General features: G+C 64.0%; 17 protein-coding genes. 8 read left to right on the top strand and 9 right to left on the bottom strand.

Features of this window, described 5'->3' with window-relative positions:
- The first annotated feature begins 153 nt into the window (after nt 1–153).
- From E7T06_RS21700 to E7T06_RS08025, 3 genes are read left to right on the top strand one after another with little or no spacing between them, the layout of a single operon-like run.
- A complete protein-coding gene (locus E7T06_RS21700; protein WP_240740913.1) occupies nt 154–483 on the top strand; it encodes a hypothetical protein in 330 nt (109 codons plus the stop codon).
- A complete protein-coding gene (locus tag E7T06_RS21695; RefSeq protein ID WP_240740912.1) occupies nt 480–899 on the top strand; it encodes a DUF4157 domain-containing protein in 420 nt (139 codons plus the stop codon). The genes E7T06_RS21700 and E7T06_RS21695 overlap by 4 nt, the downstream gene beginning before the upstream one ends.
- Nucleotides 900–914: 15 nt before the next feature.
- Nucleotides 915–1,613 carry a hypothetical protein gene (locus E7T06_RS08025; protein WP_136365304.1) on the top strand — a complete coding sequence of 233 codons (699 nt, stop codon included), beginning with the start codon at nt 915–917 and terminating at the stop codon, nt 1,611–1,613.
- 184 nt (nt 1,614–1,797) lie between these two features.
- On the opposite strand, the gene recA is transcribed toward E7T06_RS08025, so the two are convergent.
- The 7 genes from recA to E7T06_RS07990 form a co-directional block, all read right to left on the bottom strand.
- A complete protein-coding gene (gene recA, locus E7T06_RS08020; RefSeq protein WP_136365303.1) occupies nt 1,798–2,886 on the bottom strand; it encodes a recombinase RecA in 1,089 nt (362 codons plus the stop codon).
- 436 nt (nt 2,887–3,322) lie between these two features.
- Complete coding sequence (locus E7T06_RS08015; protein ID WP_240740911.1) at nt 3,323–4,726, bottom strand: replication initiator protein A; 1,404 nt, start codon at nt 4,724–4,726, stop codon at nt 3,323–3,325.
- Between the two features lie 665 nt (nt 4,727–5,391).
- Complete coding sequence (locus E7T06_RS08010; protein ID WP_136365302.1) at nt 5,392–5,640, bottom strand: hypothetical protein; 249 nt, start codon at nt 5,638–5,640, stop codon at nt 5,392–5,394.
- Between the two features lie 167 nt (nt 5,641–5,807).
- Nucleotides 5,808–6,575 carry a nucleotidyltransferase domain-containing protein gene (locus tag E7T06_RS08005; protein ID WP_136365301.1) on the bottom strand — a complete coding sequence of 256 codons (768 nt, stop codon included), beginning with the start codon at nt 6,573–6,575 and terminating at the stop codon, nt 5,808–5,810.
- Nucleotides 6,572–7,486, bottom strand: coding sequence for a nucleotidyltransferase domain-containing protein (locus E7T06_RS08000; protein WP_136365300.1), 915 nt, complete (start codon nt 7,484–7,486; stop codon nt 6,572–6,574). Before E7T06_RS08000 ends, E7T06_RS08005 begins: the two co-directional genes overlap by 4 nt.
- Nucleotides 7,487–7,842: 356 nt before the next feature.
- The gene (locus E7T06_RS07995; protein WP_136365299.1) at nt 7,843–8,820 is read right to left on the bottom strand and encodes a ParB/RepB/Spo0J family partition protein; all 978 of its coding nucleotides are present in this window, start codon (nt 8,818–8,820) and stop codon (nt 7,843–7,845) included.
- The gene (locus E7T06_RS07990) at nt 8,817–9,605 is read right to left on the bottom strand and encodes a ParA family protein (RefSeq protein ID WP_136365298.1); all 789 of its coding nucleotides are present in this window, start codon (nt 9,603–9,605) and stop codon (nt 8,817–8,819) included. Before E7T06_RS07990 ends, E7T06_RS07995 begins: the two co-directional genes overlap by 4 nt.
- 215 nt (nt 9,606–9,820) lie before the next feature.
- Between E7T06_RS07990 and E7T06_RS07985 the strand changes: the two genes are divergently transcribed.
- Complete coding sequence (locus E7T06_RS07985; protein WP_136365297.1) at nt 9,821–10,078, top strand: hypothetical protein; 258 nt, start codon at nt 9,821–9,823, stop codon at nt 10,076–10,078.
- 419 nt (nt 10,079–10,497) lie between these two features.
- Nucleotides 10,498–11,421, top strand: a complete 924-nt coding sequence (locus E7T06_RS07980) for an acetamidase/formamidase family protein (protein ID WP_136365296.1) — start codon at nt 10,498–10,500, stop codon at nt 11,419–11,421.
- A 348-nt stretch (nt 11,422–11,769) separates the two neighbouring features.
- Here the strand turns inward: E7T06_RS07980 and E7T06_RS07975 are convergent, their stop codons facing one another.
- Complete coding sequence (locus tag E7T06_RS07975; RefSeq protein WP_136365295.1) at nt 11,770–12,243, bottom strand: hypothetical protein; 474 nt, start codon at nt 12,241–12,243, stop codon at nt 11,770–11,772.
- A 92-nt stretch (nt 12,244–12,335) separates the two neighbouring features.
- The gene (locus tag E7T06_RS07970) at nt 12,336–12,605 is read right to left on the bottom strand and encodes a hypothetical protein (protein ID WP_136365294.1); all 270 of its coding nucleotides are present in this window, start codon (nt 12,603–12,605) and stop codon (nt 12,336–12,338) included.
- A gap of 55 nt (nt 12,606–12,660) precedes the next feature.
- On the opposite strand from E7T06_RS07970, the gene E7T06_RS21195 reads away from it, so the two are divergent.
- The 3 genes from E7T06_RS21195 (at nt 12,661) to E7T06_RS07960 (ending at nt 14,112) form a co-directional block, all read left to right on the top strand.
- On the top strand, nt 12,661–12,813 hold the full coding sequence (locus E7T06_RS21195; RefSeq protein ID WP_168733431.1) for a hypothetical protein: 153 nt from the start codon (nt 12,661–12,663) through the stop codon (nt 12,811–12,813).
- Nucleotides 12,806–13,081, top strand: coding sequence for a DUF3006 domain-containing protein (locus E7T06_RS07965; protein WP_136365293.1), 276 nt, complete (start codon nt 12,806–12,808; stop codon nt 13,079–13,081). Before E7T06_RS21195 ends, E7T06_RS07965 begins: the two co-directional genes overlap by 8 nt.
- A gap of 65 nt (nt 13,082–13,146) precedes the next feature.
- On the top strand, nt 13,147–14,112 hold the full coding sequence (locus tag E7T06_RS07960; RefSeq protein ID WP_240740910.1) for an excalibur calcium-binding domain-containing protein: 966 nt from the start codon (nt 13,147–13,149) through the stop codon (nt 14,110–14,112).
- Nucleotides 14,113–14,130 lie beyond the last annotated feature (18 nt).

Raw genomic sequence — 14,130 nt, 5'->3', positions numbered from 1 at the left:
CAGCACACCCTCTTCCACTGGTGGCCTTTGTGCTTGAATTAATCGGAGTCCGTATGACATGAGCCCGTTCACCCTGCTGCCCGTGAAGGCCCAACGCCAAGCGGTGCGGCCCGTCTTTCAGGCGGCCCGTCTGCACCGCGCGGAAGAAGGGCGGTGAACGAACAGCGCTCGGTTCAGCAGCAGATGGCGGCACGCCCACAGGCCGTGCCGGTGCGCGAAGCTGCGCCACTGTCCGCTCAACCCGTGACGCCCGGTGACTGGGTGACGGTGATGCGTCATCAGGCCGAGCAGATCGATGGGCAGCGCCTGAGCAGCCGGGAGCATGATGGATTCATCGCCCTGCAGCGGCAAGTCGCCCACACGCTGGTGCAGGGCTTTCGGCAAGACCGCCAGGCCCCAGACGCCCGCTATCCCAGTACGGCGACCACTTGGCCACCCTGCAACGGCATCCCAACAGCGCCTCCGTGTCATGGGTGGTCTTGAACCTGGTTCCCCAGCGGGAGCGCTTGCCGCTGCAACGAGCCATAGATCAAGCCCGGCAACGGCAGCTGGATCAGGAGGCCCAAGCACAGGCCGCAGGACAACGTCACACGTTGCAACGGAAGAAAGCAGAATTGGATGAAGAAGCCCTGCAGCCGGTGATCCAGCGGATTCAGGCACGGCGTGGGGCAGGCAATCCCTTGCCCGCCGCAATTCAGCGCCACTTGGAACAGGGCCTGAATCATGACCTGAGTGGGGTGCGGATTCACGATGACGCTGAAGCGGACAAGCTGAGCAAGAGGGTCAACGCCTTAGCCTTCACCACAGGTACGGACATTTACTTCCAAAGTGGCCGCTTCAATCCCAATACCCAGAGCGGCTTGGAGCTCTTGGCCCACGAAGTGACCCATACCGTGTAGCAGAGCAAGGGTCAGGTGGGGACAGGCGCCGATCCTGATCCAGTCATCCGCGCCCACGTCGCCGGACACCTCGAGGCCTCAGACGCCCTCTTGATGACGCTCGCCACCGATCCCCAAGACGAAGTGCAGGCCGCCGATCCCAGAGACTGGAAAACAGCGGCAGGCTTGACGGAAGAAGAGCAGAGGCAGGCCATCGACAGCCTGTGGGACGACCGGTTGTACGTGCTGGCTCAAAATCCGCACCTTCTGCCCGAGCTGCTGAATCACCTGGCGGCCATTGCGCGGAGCGGCAACGCTGGGGCACGGGAGACGGTGGCCGGAAATCTCACCTTGCCCTTGTTGACACCGCTCGCCCGAGATCCCGAGGATAGCGTTCGGGTCGCCGTGGCCCAGCAAGGGCGGTTGAGTCCCGAACTGCTACTCGAGTTGGCCAGCGATCCCGAGTACCGGGTGCGTCAGGCCGTCGCCCGCAATCCGGCCACTCCTCCAGAGGCACTGGAGCAACTCGCTGAAGCCCCATGGTTGGCCCAGAGCGTGGTGGCAAACCCAAACGTCCCCTTGGCATTGCTCCACCGGATAATGACTGGCCCCCAAGCGCCCGATGTTCACCCATGGCTGCTGACCAAGGCCCGCCCAGAAGTGCTGGGGGCGCTGAGCCTGTACACCACGGGTGAGCGCTTGGTTGCGAGGCGGCACCCGTCCATGACCGCGTGAGGCTCCCTCGCCCCATGACTGCCCGGGACACGCTCGCCGCCCTGCTGCGCCTCGAGGCCAACACCGACAAGTTCGCCCTCATCCGGGCCCTGAACGACCTCGCGCGGGAGACGTCGTGGTGCCCCTGGGCTGGGGCCAGGTCTCCGGAGTGCGAACGATTGATCTGTTCTGGTGAGGCGGAGGTTCAGTCTGCGGAGAGTGCTTCGCTGCCGCCGCCCGCTGCGGGGGCTGGCGGGGTTCCTTCGCCGCGCATCTTGGCGAGCACCCGCTCGCGGATTTCTTCGAGCAGGTCCGTCCGCCCTTCTAGAAACGCGACCGCTTTTTCCTTGCCCTGTCCAATGCGCTCCTCCCCGTAAGAGTAGAAGCTGCCGGCTTTCTTGATGACCTCGTAGCTGGTCGCCAGCGTCACCAGGTCGTCCATCGCGTCAAAGCCGTGGCCGTACTTGATGGTGAGTTCGACTTCCTTGAACGGCGGCGCGACCTTGTTCTTGACGGTCTTGACCTTGACGGTGTGCGACACGGCGACGTTATCGACCATGTTGGACTTGCCGCCGACCTTGCGCACGTCCAGGCGGACGCTGGCGTAGAACTTCAGGGCCTTGCCGCCGGTGGTGGTTTCGGGGTTGCCGTACATCACGCCGATCTTCTCGCGCACCTGGTTGATAAAGATGGCGGCGGTGTTGGTGCGGCTGAGAATGGCGGTGAGCTTGCGCAGGGCCTGAGACATCAGGCGGGCCTGCAAGCCGGGCAGGCTGTCGCCCATGTCGCCCTCGATTTCGGCCCGCGGCGTCAAGGCGGCCACAGAGTCCACGACCACGACGTCAATCGCGCCGCTGCGAATCAGCAGTTCCATGATTTCGAGGGCCTGTTCGCCGTTGTCGGGCTGAGACACCAGCAGGGCGTCCGTATCCACGCCCAGCGCGCGGGCGTACACCGGATCCAGGGCGTGCTCGGCGTCGATAAAGGCGCAGGTGCCGCCTGCTTTCTGGCTCTGGGCGACGATGCTCAGCGCCAGCGTGGTCTTGCCGCCGGACTCGGGGCCGTAGATCTCCGTGACGCGGCCCTTGGGGATGCCGCCAATCCCCAAAGCGACGTCCAGGCTCAGGCTGCCGGTACTGATGGCCTGGATGTCCAGCCGGCTGTCGGCGCCGAGCCTCATGATGGTGCCCTTGCCGAACTGCTTCTCGATCTGGCTCATGGCATTCTCGATGGCTTTTTGGCGCCCGGCGGCGTCAGCGGGCACGGTCATTTCTTTGGGGTTGTCTTTGCTCATGGTGTCTCCGGGGAATCTGTTGAGAAGGGGATGTGGGGGCCAAGGTTATGATTGGAACGTAATTTTAGCAGAGTTTCGGTGACCTGTGGAAGCAGACGGGTGATGGCCGCCCCGCTCAGCTGGGGCGTGCCGTCTGACGCCGCCCCTGAGGTGTCCGCCGCGCTCTTGGCGTGAGGCGCAACTCTTTGACTGTGGCCCTGGCCAGAAGAGCCAGACAACCAACGCCGCCATGACCGTCTCCATGAGCCTGAACATGTCGGTCTGGCACTGGGCAGGCGGAGCGGGCCGAGGAGGCTCCAGTCATGGGGCAGACTTCCCGCAGCCTTCCGCCGTCTCCAGCAGGGCGCTGCGCGCTTGCCGGAAGGCGCATCCACTCCAGCGCTCAGAAGACCGCAGCAGAACCGCCCCCAGACTCACGGGGCCTCTCCGCGCTTCTCTACCCGGTCAGGACGGCCAAGTCTTCGAGAACCTTGTCCACCGTGCCTTCAAAGGCAGCCTTGGTCACCGCCTTGGCGACCTGTCCGGCATCGGCCCGTCCCGCGGCCAGGGCGGAACGCAGCCGGGCGTACTGAGCGGTATCCAACCGGGTTTTGAGCACCAGTTGCAGCGTCCGCAAGGTCTGATCTGCCTGCGCGTCGAGACTCAACGCCTGAAACGCCGCTTCGCGCCCGCGCTCCTCGTGCTCGAGATCCACCACCGCCCGCTGCCGGCGCTCCACCTGCGCCTCTTGTGCCGCTTTCCCCTGCTCTGGGGAGGCAAACCCCAGTGGATCGGCGTACTTGCCCTCCTCATCCTTGATGACGTCCACCAGGAGGGCCGACGGATTACGGGCCTGATATCCGGACGCCAGCAGGGCCCGGAACTTATTCAGCCGGGCCTGCACCCGCGCTTCTCCCAGCGTCTCGACCAGCTTGCGGGCCACCGGCCGCGCCACCCGCAGGGCCACCAGGGCCAGGATCAGGGCGGAGTCGCTCTCCCCCACCGGCTGCACGCCGAAGCGGTAGGTCAGCGTCTGCTTGCGGCCCCGGCCTTCATAGACCACCTCCTGCAGGTAGCCGCGCTCCCGCAGCTCCTCGTGGGCGCCTTCTAGGGTGCGGCGGATCTTGTCCGTGCGCAGATCGACAATTTTGCACTCGGCCGCCCAGTCCAGCAGGTTGACCTGATACGACGCCACCACCCGGGTCAGGTCATGCGGATCATGCCGCTTGGCGTCCAACAACCGGTACAGCGCCCGGGTCAGGGGCCGTTCCAGCGACGTCAGAAAAGCGTAGTCGAGGGGTTTGACGTATTTGGCCCGGATCGACTGGCCGATCTGACGCGCCAGAGTGATGGCCAGCACCGCGCCCTCGGTGACCGTGTCGCGCTCGCCGGAGGTCACCTCATAGGCCAGCACGTAGCTGAAGGTGCCGCTGGTCCAGCGCTGCTGTTCATGGTCGCGCCACGCGTGACTGAGGGTATAGGTGGCCTGCTTGAGCCGCCGCAGGGACTCAGTCAGCACCCGGTGATAGTGACCGTTGTTGTGCAGCCCGGCCCGCTGCAGCAACTGGCTGGCGGTGGTGGTGACCGTTCCGCTTTCCGGCGCACCCTGCTCCATGAACAGGTCGATCAGGGCGTTGGCGATGTCGCCGTCCAGACCATGCGGGACGCCCCCGCACTCGGCAGGACTGAAGCAGGAGAGATGACCCATCCGGCCGTCCACCTCGAATTCGAAGGCCCAGCGGGTGAAATCCGCCGGAATGCGTTCCTGAATGGAGATAAGGCCCAGCCGCGCCACGTTGGCCTCCGTGAAGCGCTGCATGGTCTGTCCTCGCTGAACTTTGCTCTTGCGTTCACGCGTCACATGGTCTCCGGTGTCGCCAGTCTACCGCGTGCAGGGCCACGCCTTGAATGTTGATGTTCTTCTAGATTGAAGTACAGCAGTAAAGAATGATGATTTCAACATCAAGTGGGAGAGGCACTGGGTGTGTCAGACGGTGTTTTCGCCTTGTTTCTCCCCAAGTATGTCGCACTTTTCACCTTCTTTCCCCCCAAGTGTGTCGCACTTTTGCTTCGTTTCCCCCCAAGTATGTCGTCTGACCCCAGTCAAATCCCCCAAGTATGTCGTGCTTTTCAGGCACCTTTCCCCCAAGTATGTCGTGCCTGACCTGGACCGAAGCCCCCAAGTATGTCGTTGAATGTGCACCTTTCCCCCAAGTATGTCGTGCTTTTCAGGCACCTTTCCCCCAAGAGTGTCGTACGGGGATCCGCCGCAGAATCAATGTGGGGGAAAATGTAAAATTCTTGCTTGGGGACGCTCGAAAGCTATAAAGTAGACTCAAAAATCCCCCAAGTATGTCGTCCCAATCAAAAACCAATCCCCCAAGAGTGTCGTGCGGGCGGTGGCGGCAAATCATGACCGGGCACCAGACGAACGGGCTTCGGAACAGCAGGCAGCCTGGGTCTTAGGCAGCCCGCTGCACGGCTTCTTGCCACGCGTTTCTTTTTCCGTACAGCAAGAGTTTCCAATCAAGAAAATGCGTCGTGTAGAACGTTCATTTCAGGATTGAAATGGAAGAAAGCACGGTCAGCACAACACATTTCATATTGACCGTGCAGGACACGGGTCGCAGTTAGGGGAAAGGAGAGTGCAGCGGAAACCTGAAGGGGAATGCAGCGCATCAGGAGCGTGGTGAGAACGGACGAGTAGCGTTCAAACGCGCTGACAGCGCGTTTTTCAGGATCACCCATTGTTGACGTACTGACCGCAGTTTTCATACGCCGACCCTGCTCTTTCGCCCGCCCAGACGTCTTGCCCAATCTTGTGGAAACTCTTGGTACAGGAAACGTCGCTACCGATAGCTGCGCAACCCCGCCTCTGTCTTGAGGCGGCACGTTGCCTCTGGTCGGCTTGGTCTGCGGGTCACTGGTTTAAGTCCAGCCGTCTACTGCGCCCCTCGTTCCTTCAGCCTCACCCGAACCAACAGGTCGCTCAGGGCCTGTCGGGTGTCTGCGGCCACTTCCTCCCGCAACCCACTCTTACCGCGGGCCTGAACGAGCGCTTCGGTCAGCCGCTGGTATTCGGCCTCATAGAACGTGACTTCTCCGGTCAGGGTGGTCTGCTCCGCCTCCGTGGTCTTGCGCCCGATCAGGTCGTCCAAGTAAGGCAACCGCGCCTCTTGATTGAGCACCCGCAGGTTGGCCTCGATTTCTCCGGTTCGCATCAGGTGAAGTCCGGTCAGCAGCGTGCGGAAGGTGTACAGCAGCGGCTTGATCCGCTGGGGACTCTCTTTGGAGAACAGTCGCCACTGGTTGGCACTGAACCCCAGGTAGTGGTGCGCGTGATACCGCGTCACGCAGCCCCGGGCCAACTCACGCAATTCCATGTGCTCAAGCGTGGTGTGCACCACCAGCGGCGAATGGAGCTGCTCCAGCACGTACCCGTTGCGCCGCAGCATCAATGCAAAGAATTTGGCGGCGTCGTGCGTGACCAGGTCGAGTTCCAGACCGTCCTCCAGGCGCTCGAAGCTGATGGTGTCCTGGGTGGCCTGCAGCCCCAACACCTCCCGGGCCGGCAGCACATGGACGCCGCGCAGATCCCAATCGCTGTCGGGCCTGGGAAAGCCGTAGAGGTGCGCCCCGCTGATGGTGGCGAACAGCAGCGGATAGGAATGCGCCTCCACGGCCTCTGAGAGCTGCCGCGGCCAGGTCATCCCTTCACGTCCAACATGCTGCGTCTGGCCCGCACCAAAAAGGCATTGACCTGAGCATAGTCTGGACGCTCGGGCAGCGTCGTGCGCGTGAGTGCCGTATCAAAACGGGCGTGCAAGTCCAGACGCCAAGCATTGACCTCGGCCCACGGCAGCTCCCCGCGTTTGACGGTCAGCAGCCTCTCCCGGTGCTCCCCGACATGCACACTCACCTCCCCGCGCTCCAGCACGGCGATGCCCGAGAGCAGCAGGCGGATCAGGTGCATGGCATGTTTCCAACGGATCTTCCCGTGGTTGCGCAGGTCGGCGTCGAGCTTTTTGAACTGCGACAGGACGTAGCCGTTGTAGGTCTGGTACACCAGCGTGGAGAGAAAGGCGCCGCGCATCGAGAGCAGTTCCTGGGCGATTGGGGAGGCCGTCTCGATCAGGGGCGTGTAGAGACATTCGAGCACGTTGGGATTGGCTTTGAGCGCCAGCGAGAGGAACTTCTGGAGTTCCCAGTAGGTTTCCTGGGTCGCGTCGTTCTCCAGCTGCTCCGGCACGCCCCAGAGGCTCCAGTGCCGGTCGGCGGGCGCGAGATAAAAGCCCCGCCGATCGGTATCGCTGTCTTCAGTGTCCAGCCCAAAGGCACGGGAACCGACCACGCAGCGGTACTGCACCCATGGCGTCCAGTCCGGCGCTTCAGGCAGATCGGGCGTGTGGTGCTGCTTGCGAACTTCCAGATCCCGGCGCAGGAAGGTCTGCTCGCGGCCACCGGGAAACTGGACGCGGTAGGCATGCTGCAGGTCGGCCGGCACTTGCCGCACCACGCCCACACTGCCGGCGGGCCGGGTGACCTCGCCACTGGGCGTGTGCACAGCGGTGCGGGTCACCACCTGGGTGCCGATGGGCAACAAGTGCAGATCGGGATTCACTGGGGGAACGCCCGGAGCAAGAGAATCAAGGACAGGGGAGCAGAGGTCAGGTCAGCTCCGTTTCCCGACTGGATCTCGGTGCTGGCCGCACCTGGACTGGGCCAGCCTTGAGGCGGCGCGGAGCAGCAGGGTACCCACATGTCCAGAGTGTGGCAGGAAAGAGCCTGGGAAGTGAGGCCCCTCCTGGTTTTTTGGTGCCCAGGCCTCTGCTGTTCCGGCGACGCTCAACTCTCGTCCGCCGGGACACAACGTCTCTGCGGCCGACCGATTCACCGGCCCATTGTCCGGCAGCGCAGCAGAAACTACGCGGGAACGGCCAGGCGACTGGAGAGGAACTTTGCGGTGACCTGTGAGGGTCACTGCGCCCGCCCTGGAGAGGAGGAGCGGGACGACTCTCCCACGACCGTGACGGCCTGCTTGATCAGACCAAGTAGTTTCGCGTGCGTCTGGGGGGACAGCGTGGCAAGACGCTCTTTTGAAATCAGGCGCTGAAAGGTCTCAAGAGCGGTGTCCAACTCGTCGTGTGCGCTGACGGTGCGGCTGGCGTCCTGAATCCGTTGGCGAAGCTGCTGCACGGAGAGGTCGCCAGCCTCCGCCAGCAAAGCCTCCCGGAGACCCTCAGGTGCCCGTTTGAGTGCGATGGCCTTGGTGTACTCCAGACGCCCCTCCCGCACGGCTTCCAGCAGGGCCTCGGGCAAGCGCAGCACCGGCAGGCGGTTGGCGACGAACGAAGTCCACTCGCCCCGGGACAACCCCCGGAAGAGCGCCTCTAGACGAACGATGGCCTGGCGTTCGTCTTCAGTGGCCCGGCCCAGCGCCGGATCCCGCATGCGCATCGACTTCCAGCGCTCCAGCCGGGGCGTGAGCTCCCCTTTCGGGATGTCCAGCTCCGCCGCCAGAATGTCCAGAACGGCGTCCGCCTCGTCCACCGGATTCAGGTCCTCTCGCTGCAGGTTCTCCACCGCCGACAGCTGCTGCACCTGACGGTCCGTCAGCCCTGAGAATACCTTGACCGGCACGCTGGTCAGGCCCGCTGCCCGGGCCGCCCGCAGGCGCCGTTCTCCGGAAATCAGGTCGTACCCGCTCTCCGTCTGGTGGACCGAGAGCGGCTGCAGGATGCCGTGGCTCCGGATGCTGTCCGTCAGCCGGGCCAGCGGATCAGCGGCAAAGGAGCGCCGGGGTTGCTGGGGACGCGGCCGGATGGCACTGAGGGGCAGGTCCGTCTGCGCTTCGGGCACGGGCGGACTGGTGAACCCGGCCATCAGGGTTCCGGGGCCCGTGGATCCGGTCAAGGGCCCCATCTGAAGGCGGGGCCGCTCCTTCTTGGTGCTCATGCGGGCTGCCCTTCCAGGGCCAGAAAGGCGGTCACCACCATCGCCATGTCCCGCGCCGCTTCACTGCCTGGCTTGTAGACCTGGACCGGCTGGCCGCTCATGCTGGCGTCGTTGTGGTCGGCGGCGCGGTAGCGTACCGGGGGCAGGACGGGCGCGAGCGGGGCGAGCTGCTCCCGGATCATTGCCAGGACGTCAGAATCATGCCGGTTGCGCTGGTCGTACATGGTGGGCAGGAAGGCGGCAAAGCCCAGGCTCGGCTTGACCCACTGCAACTCCTGAACCATCCGGGTGAGTCCCGGCAGGCCGTCAATGGCCTTGAAGCGGGTGGCGACGGGCGTGATCACCGCGTCGGCGGCCACCAGGGCGTTCACGGTCAGGGTTCCGAGGCTGGGCGGTGAGTCGATCAGCACATAGTCGTAAGCCTGAGGCAGGTGCGCGAGGATATTGCTGAGTCGGCGTTCCCGGCCGATCTTGACCAGCAGCTGGGCCTCGGCGATGGCCAGGTCAATGGTGGCGGGATAGAGCGAGAGTCCATGTACCTCCACCGTGGACGGCAGCCGGGACTGAACCGCGTTGGGATCGTCTTCCAGCAGGGCGGCCAAGAGGGTGGCCTCCTGCTTGAGCCCCCATTTGTCGGCCCCCAGAAAAGAGGTCAGGTTGCCCTGAGGATCAAAGTCGACCAGCAGCACCCGGTGCCCCCGGGAGGCCAGCTCGTAGCCGAAGTCACGTGTGGCGGAGGTCTTGCCCACTCCGCCCGCGTGATTGAAAAAGGTGTAGGTGGTCATGTGCCCTTAGCTTAGCGGAGTCACACATAACGTTATGTGTAGCGGGAGTTGAACGAGGCAGAGCAACCCAGGTATAAGCCGCCAGTGGCACCCAGCAGGGACAACTCAAGCCCAGTTCAGCAGAGGATCTGAATTGGTCTACGGCGGGTCACCCAGAGCATGCCGCACCACCGACAGGCTCGCGCCGCAGTGGATTGATGCGGTACGCTTGGGCCATGCCTCTGGAGCTGACTGCGCCGCACATCCGCGTGCTGAGTGCCCTTCAGGAAGGCGCTCCGCTTCTGCTGCATCGCCGAGGTGACCGCGGTCCGTATTACACCTTGCAGGGGCGGCGCCTGAGCGTAGTGCTGCTCAAAGACCTTGAAACGCTCCGGCTGATTGAACGCGAAAGTGGGACGGAACGTGCTGTGGTGGCCTACGCACTCACCTCCGCCGGCCGATCTACACTGGTGATGTGGCAACATCTGGACTGAACCTTTCCGACAGGCTCTGCGTCACTGTTGATGGTGGCCTCGAGGACTGAATATCAATGTGTTCCAAGCCGCGAACTGAGGGGGAGGGGTGCTGGTGATAAGTGGGAATGTTCTCTGTGGGGATGGAGGCACTTCTCCGCCGGCTCCAGCCTGGGCTCACGCGGGCACACCGTCTCCCTCAGTGGAGAGGGGCAGGCGAATGCTGGGGACATGGTGGGTTTGGTACCGCTGCCGGACGGCAGCGCCCGGGCCCGGAGCTCATGATGGGGGTGCCGACGCTTGGCCGCGCTGGTCATGGACTGTCCCAGGAGCGCCACGGCCAAGGGTCAGCCTCCGTCCGCTGGGTTGACCGTTATGGTGCCGCATTTCCTGCTGACCCTTCTCTTCCTTGATGGCCGGGAGACCGGTTTGGAGCCCAAATGACCCCTATTGTCGTGCCCGCTGAACCCCTGATCTACGCCATGAGCCGTTCCCACGCCCCGGTGGTTTCCGTGCCAGACGGCAGCCTGCTGACCTTTCCGACCCGGGACTGTTTTGAAGACCAGATTCAGAGTGCTGAAGCGGATTTCGTGGCCTTGGACTGGACCCGCGTCAACCCGGCCACCGGTCCCGTCTTTGTCACTGGTGCCCAGCCCGGGGACGCGCTGGCAGTGGACATCCTCCGCATCGAGATCGGGGCTCAGGCCGTCATGGTCACGGGGCCCGGCTTGGGGGTCGAGGGTGACACCCTGCAGGAGAACACGGTGCGGGTCTATCCCGTACAGGGTGGACAGGTGACGATGGGCAGCGTCCAGGTTCCTGTTCAGCCCATGATCGGGGTGATCGGCACGGCGCCCGCCGGAGAGGCGGTGTCCAATGGCACGCCCGGCCGCCACGGGGGCAACATGGACACCCGCTTGATTCAGGCCGGAACGACGCTGCTCCTGCCCGTCGAAGTCGAAGGTGCCCTCCTGGCGATGGGGGACCTCCACGCGGCGATGGGGGACGGTGAGGTGAGTGTCTGTGGGTTGGAGGTTGCTGGGCGGGTCACGGTGCGCGTGCGGGTGATCCCCCAGTGTCGCTGGCCCTTGCCGATGCTTCAAACGGCCACGCACCTGTACACCATCGCCAGCGCGCTGACCCTCGACGAGGCCGCTGTCCTGGCCACCAAACACATGAGTGCGTTTCTCCAAGCCGAAGCCGGGCTCTCTCGTGCAGATGCGGTCGGACTGTTGAGTGCGGTGGGGCATCTTCAGATCAGTCAGGTGGTCGACCCCCTCAAGACCTGCCGGTTTGAACTGGCCTTGGAGATCCTCCATCAGCTGGGCATTCCGCGGGTAGCAGACCGTTCCAAAGCCCATTGACACCCCGGTGATCTGCCGTTCCTCACCCAGTGGGAACATCAGCTCCCCTCCTGAGGGCGAGAGCTGCGGAAGTCACCTGGCCTGTCGGCCAGCACGACTTAACCATGGAATTCAGTCGCGACGGTATGGCAGGTGATCGCGGCGTAGTTTCAGGAGACCTAAGTGTTTCCCGTGCGGTTTTGTCTGGACACCAGGGACACCGACCTGCGGGCGGCGCTGCGGCTTTGAGGAGAGTACCGGGCCGGGCGGACGTCTCGTACTTCCGGACGGGCCAGCAGAGGCCTGAGGGGGTTCGGGGACGGTCAGCGCCCCCGCCTGCATCTGCTGGGCGGCGGGTGAGTCCGGGTCTCAGTGGTTCTCGTCCCAGCTGTCAAGAAAGCTGTCGGTGAGTTCAGCTGCCAGGTCTTCGGCGAGCGCGTCCAGCGACTCGGTCTTGCCGGTGGATCCGTAGATGAAGTCGTTCCAGATCACGGGACTGGTGTACGGACCGTCTTGTTGCAGCCAGCCTTCGAGGGTGCCGAAGTACGCGCCGCCACTGGAGGTGCTGGTAAAGCTGTAGAGCAAGTTGACCTGCCGCTTGGCGGTGGTGCCGTTGGCCTGGCAGGGCGAGTCGGCGACCACAATGCCCGCTTCTTCGAGCTGATCCGCGATGGCGTTGTAGATCAGTTCTGCCGCGTCTTCGTCTTCGGTGTCCTTGATCTCGACAAAGGTGTTGACGCACACGCTCCGGAAGTTCTTGAGGTTGTGCAGCTGGTGATCGGCCAGGGCCGTGCTGAAGGTCAGGAGGGCACTGAGACTGAGCAACGTGGTCAGGCGGTTCATGGGGGCCTCCAGGGCGTGTGAACTGTGGTCTGCGTGTCTGTTCAGTATGAGATAGTCTTCCGAGTCTGGTCAAGGCCACCTTCAGGGGGGGCTCATGGATTCACCCGTTTCCATTCGGCCCCCTGAACGCGCCAGGCCCCCCGTCCCAGCACCATCACGTCTCCCACCGGCCAATCAACTGTCTGTTCGCCCTCATTGCCGTCTTTTTCCGCCGCCCGCACCGTGGCTTCGGCCACGTCATCGACGTCAACCCAAGTGAAGCCGCAGGACTCAAAGGCCCGTACCGGTTGCTGGCGGCGCACCAAGCGCCGAATCCACTGGCCCGCCGCATTGGGATCATTCGCTGGGGCATGGGCAGCCAAGAGCTTCCTGCTGGCTTAGGTGTGCTCCGCCCCGAACACCTGGAACATTCTGGACGTGCACAGCCGTCAAGGCACCAACGCGGAGGGCACCGGAGCCGGGTACAGCGACGTGGTGCGGGCCTTACCACGGGAGGGGTTCGTCAAAGCCCTCTCCTGGGCCGGTGTGGTCACGACCTTCCAGGGCCGCGCTAGGGTGAACCATGCCTGACCACGATTCCCCTCTCACGGATGTGGTGACTGTTGATGCCCTGGAAGGCAGTGTCGCCCGCGTGGAACTCCCGGACGGCACCACCGTGGATCTGGGGCGCGCCTCGTTGCCCAAGGGGGTCAAGCAAGGGGACGTGCTGCAATTGACCGTTGAGGGCGGAACTCTGCACATTGAAGGGGACGACGCAGCCACAGCCCAGCGTCAGCAGCAAGCCCAGCATGACCTGAACGCCCTGAATCAGCCCGTCAAAGGCGACGTGAAGCTATGAAGTGGCTCTTCAGCGCCTTGCTCTGTGTGGGCTTGGCTGGAGCACAAGCGGCAGTCCCCGGGGTCTTGACCATCCGCTTCCTGGACGTGGGTCAGGGCGACGCCGTGCTGATCACCTCGCCTGAAGGCAAAAGTGTGCTCTACGATGGAGGCCGCAGTGAACCCCGCATGCGCGAGTTGCTGACCCAGTACCGGGTGAAGAGCCTGGATCTGGTGGCCGCCAGCCACGCCGATGCCGATCACATCACCGGGCTGATCCCGGCAGTGCAGCTCTTCAAGCCCAAGCTGTTCCTCAACAACGGCATCCCGGCCACCACCCAGACTTGGGCCAAATTGGTGGGCAGCGTCCAGGCGGCGGGCACCACCGGGCTGCTGGCCAGTCCACGGGTCATCAACCTCGGCAGCGTCAAAATCACGGTGCTGCCGCCCCCAGCCGGGATGCCGAAAACAGAGCAGAACCTCAACAGCGCCGGCCTGCTGGTGCAGTACGGCACTTTCAAAGCCCTCATGACGGGCGACAGTGAAACAGCAGAAACGGCCGGCTGGCTCAAGACGTATCCGGCCTCTTTCTTTGGCCCCATCGACGTGTACAAGAGCATCCACCACGGCGCGGCCAATGGGGACAACGCGGCGTGGCTGGCGGCGGTGCGCCCGAAAAACGTGGTCATCGGCGTGGGGCCGAACACCTACGGACATCCGACAGAAACGGCGTTGAGCCTGTACAGATCGGTGCGGGCCACCACCTACCGCACCGATCAGAGCGGCACGGTGACCGTGACGGTTCAGCCGGGAGGTGCCTTTGCGATCAGCACTGAGAAAGGCTCCAGCAGGCGGCCTCCCGCGGGGCCTTCTGCGGTGCCTGCCTCCCCCCGACCCGTTTCTCCTGCCCCAGCCAGCCCTGCTCTCGCACCGGGCGTCTTCTACCCCAACTGCGCCGCTGCCAGGGCCGCGGGCGTCACGCCGCTCCTGCGCGGCCAACCGGGGTACCGATCTGGGCTGGACGGCGACGGCGACGGGCGCGCCTGCGAGTAGGCATCAAGCTCCTTCTCC

Origin of the sequence: Deinococcus sp. Arct2-2 (assembly GCF_004801315.1) — a bacterium.
In the GTDB taxonomy this organism is placed as follows: Bacteria; Deinococcota; Deinococci; order Deinococcales; family Deinococcaceae; genus Deinococcus.
Note: the sequence above shows the minus strand (reverse complement) of the source record. Positions and strands in the feature narration are given on the sequence as shown.

Coding starts and splice junctions, on each gene's coding strand:
- recA (WP_136365303.1), bottom strand. CDS start 2,886: ATGAGCAAAGACAACCCCAAAGAAATGACCGTGCCCGCTGACGCCGCC.
- E7T06_RS08010 (WP_136365302.1), bottom strand. CDS start 5,640: ATGAAAACTGCGGTCAGTACGTCAACAATGGGTGATCCTGAAAAACGC.
- E7T06_RS08005 (WP_136365301.1), bottom strand. CDS start 6,575: ATGACCTGGCCGCGGCAGCTCTCAGAGGCCGTGGAGGCGCATTCCTAT.
- E7T06_RS07995 (WP_136365299.1), bottom strand. CDS start 8,820: ATGAGCACCAAGAAGGAGCGGCCCCGCCTTCAGATGGGGCCCTTGACC.
- E7T06_RS07990 (WP_136365298.1), bottom strand. CDS start 9,605: ATGACCACCTACACCTTTTTCAATCACGCGGGCGGAGTGGGCAAGACC.
- E7T06_RS07985 (WP_136365297.1), top strand. CDS start 9,821: ATGCCTCTGGAGCTGACTGCGCCGCACATCCGCGTGCTGAGTGCCCTT.
- E7T06_RS07980 (WP_136365296.1), top strand. CDS start 10,498: ATGACCCCTATTGTCGTGCCCGCTGAACCCCTGATCTACGCCATGAGC.
- E7T06_RS07975 (WP_136365295.1), bottom strand. CDS start 12,243: ATGAACCGCCTGACCACGTTGCTCAGTCTCAGTGCCCTCCTGACCTTC.
- E7T06_RS07965 (WP_136365293.1), top strand. CDS start 12,806: ATGCCTGACCACGATTCCCCTCTCACGGATGTGGTGACTGTTGATGCC.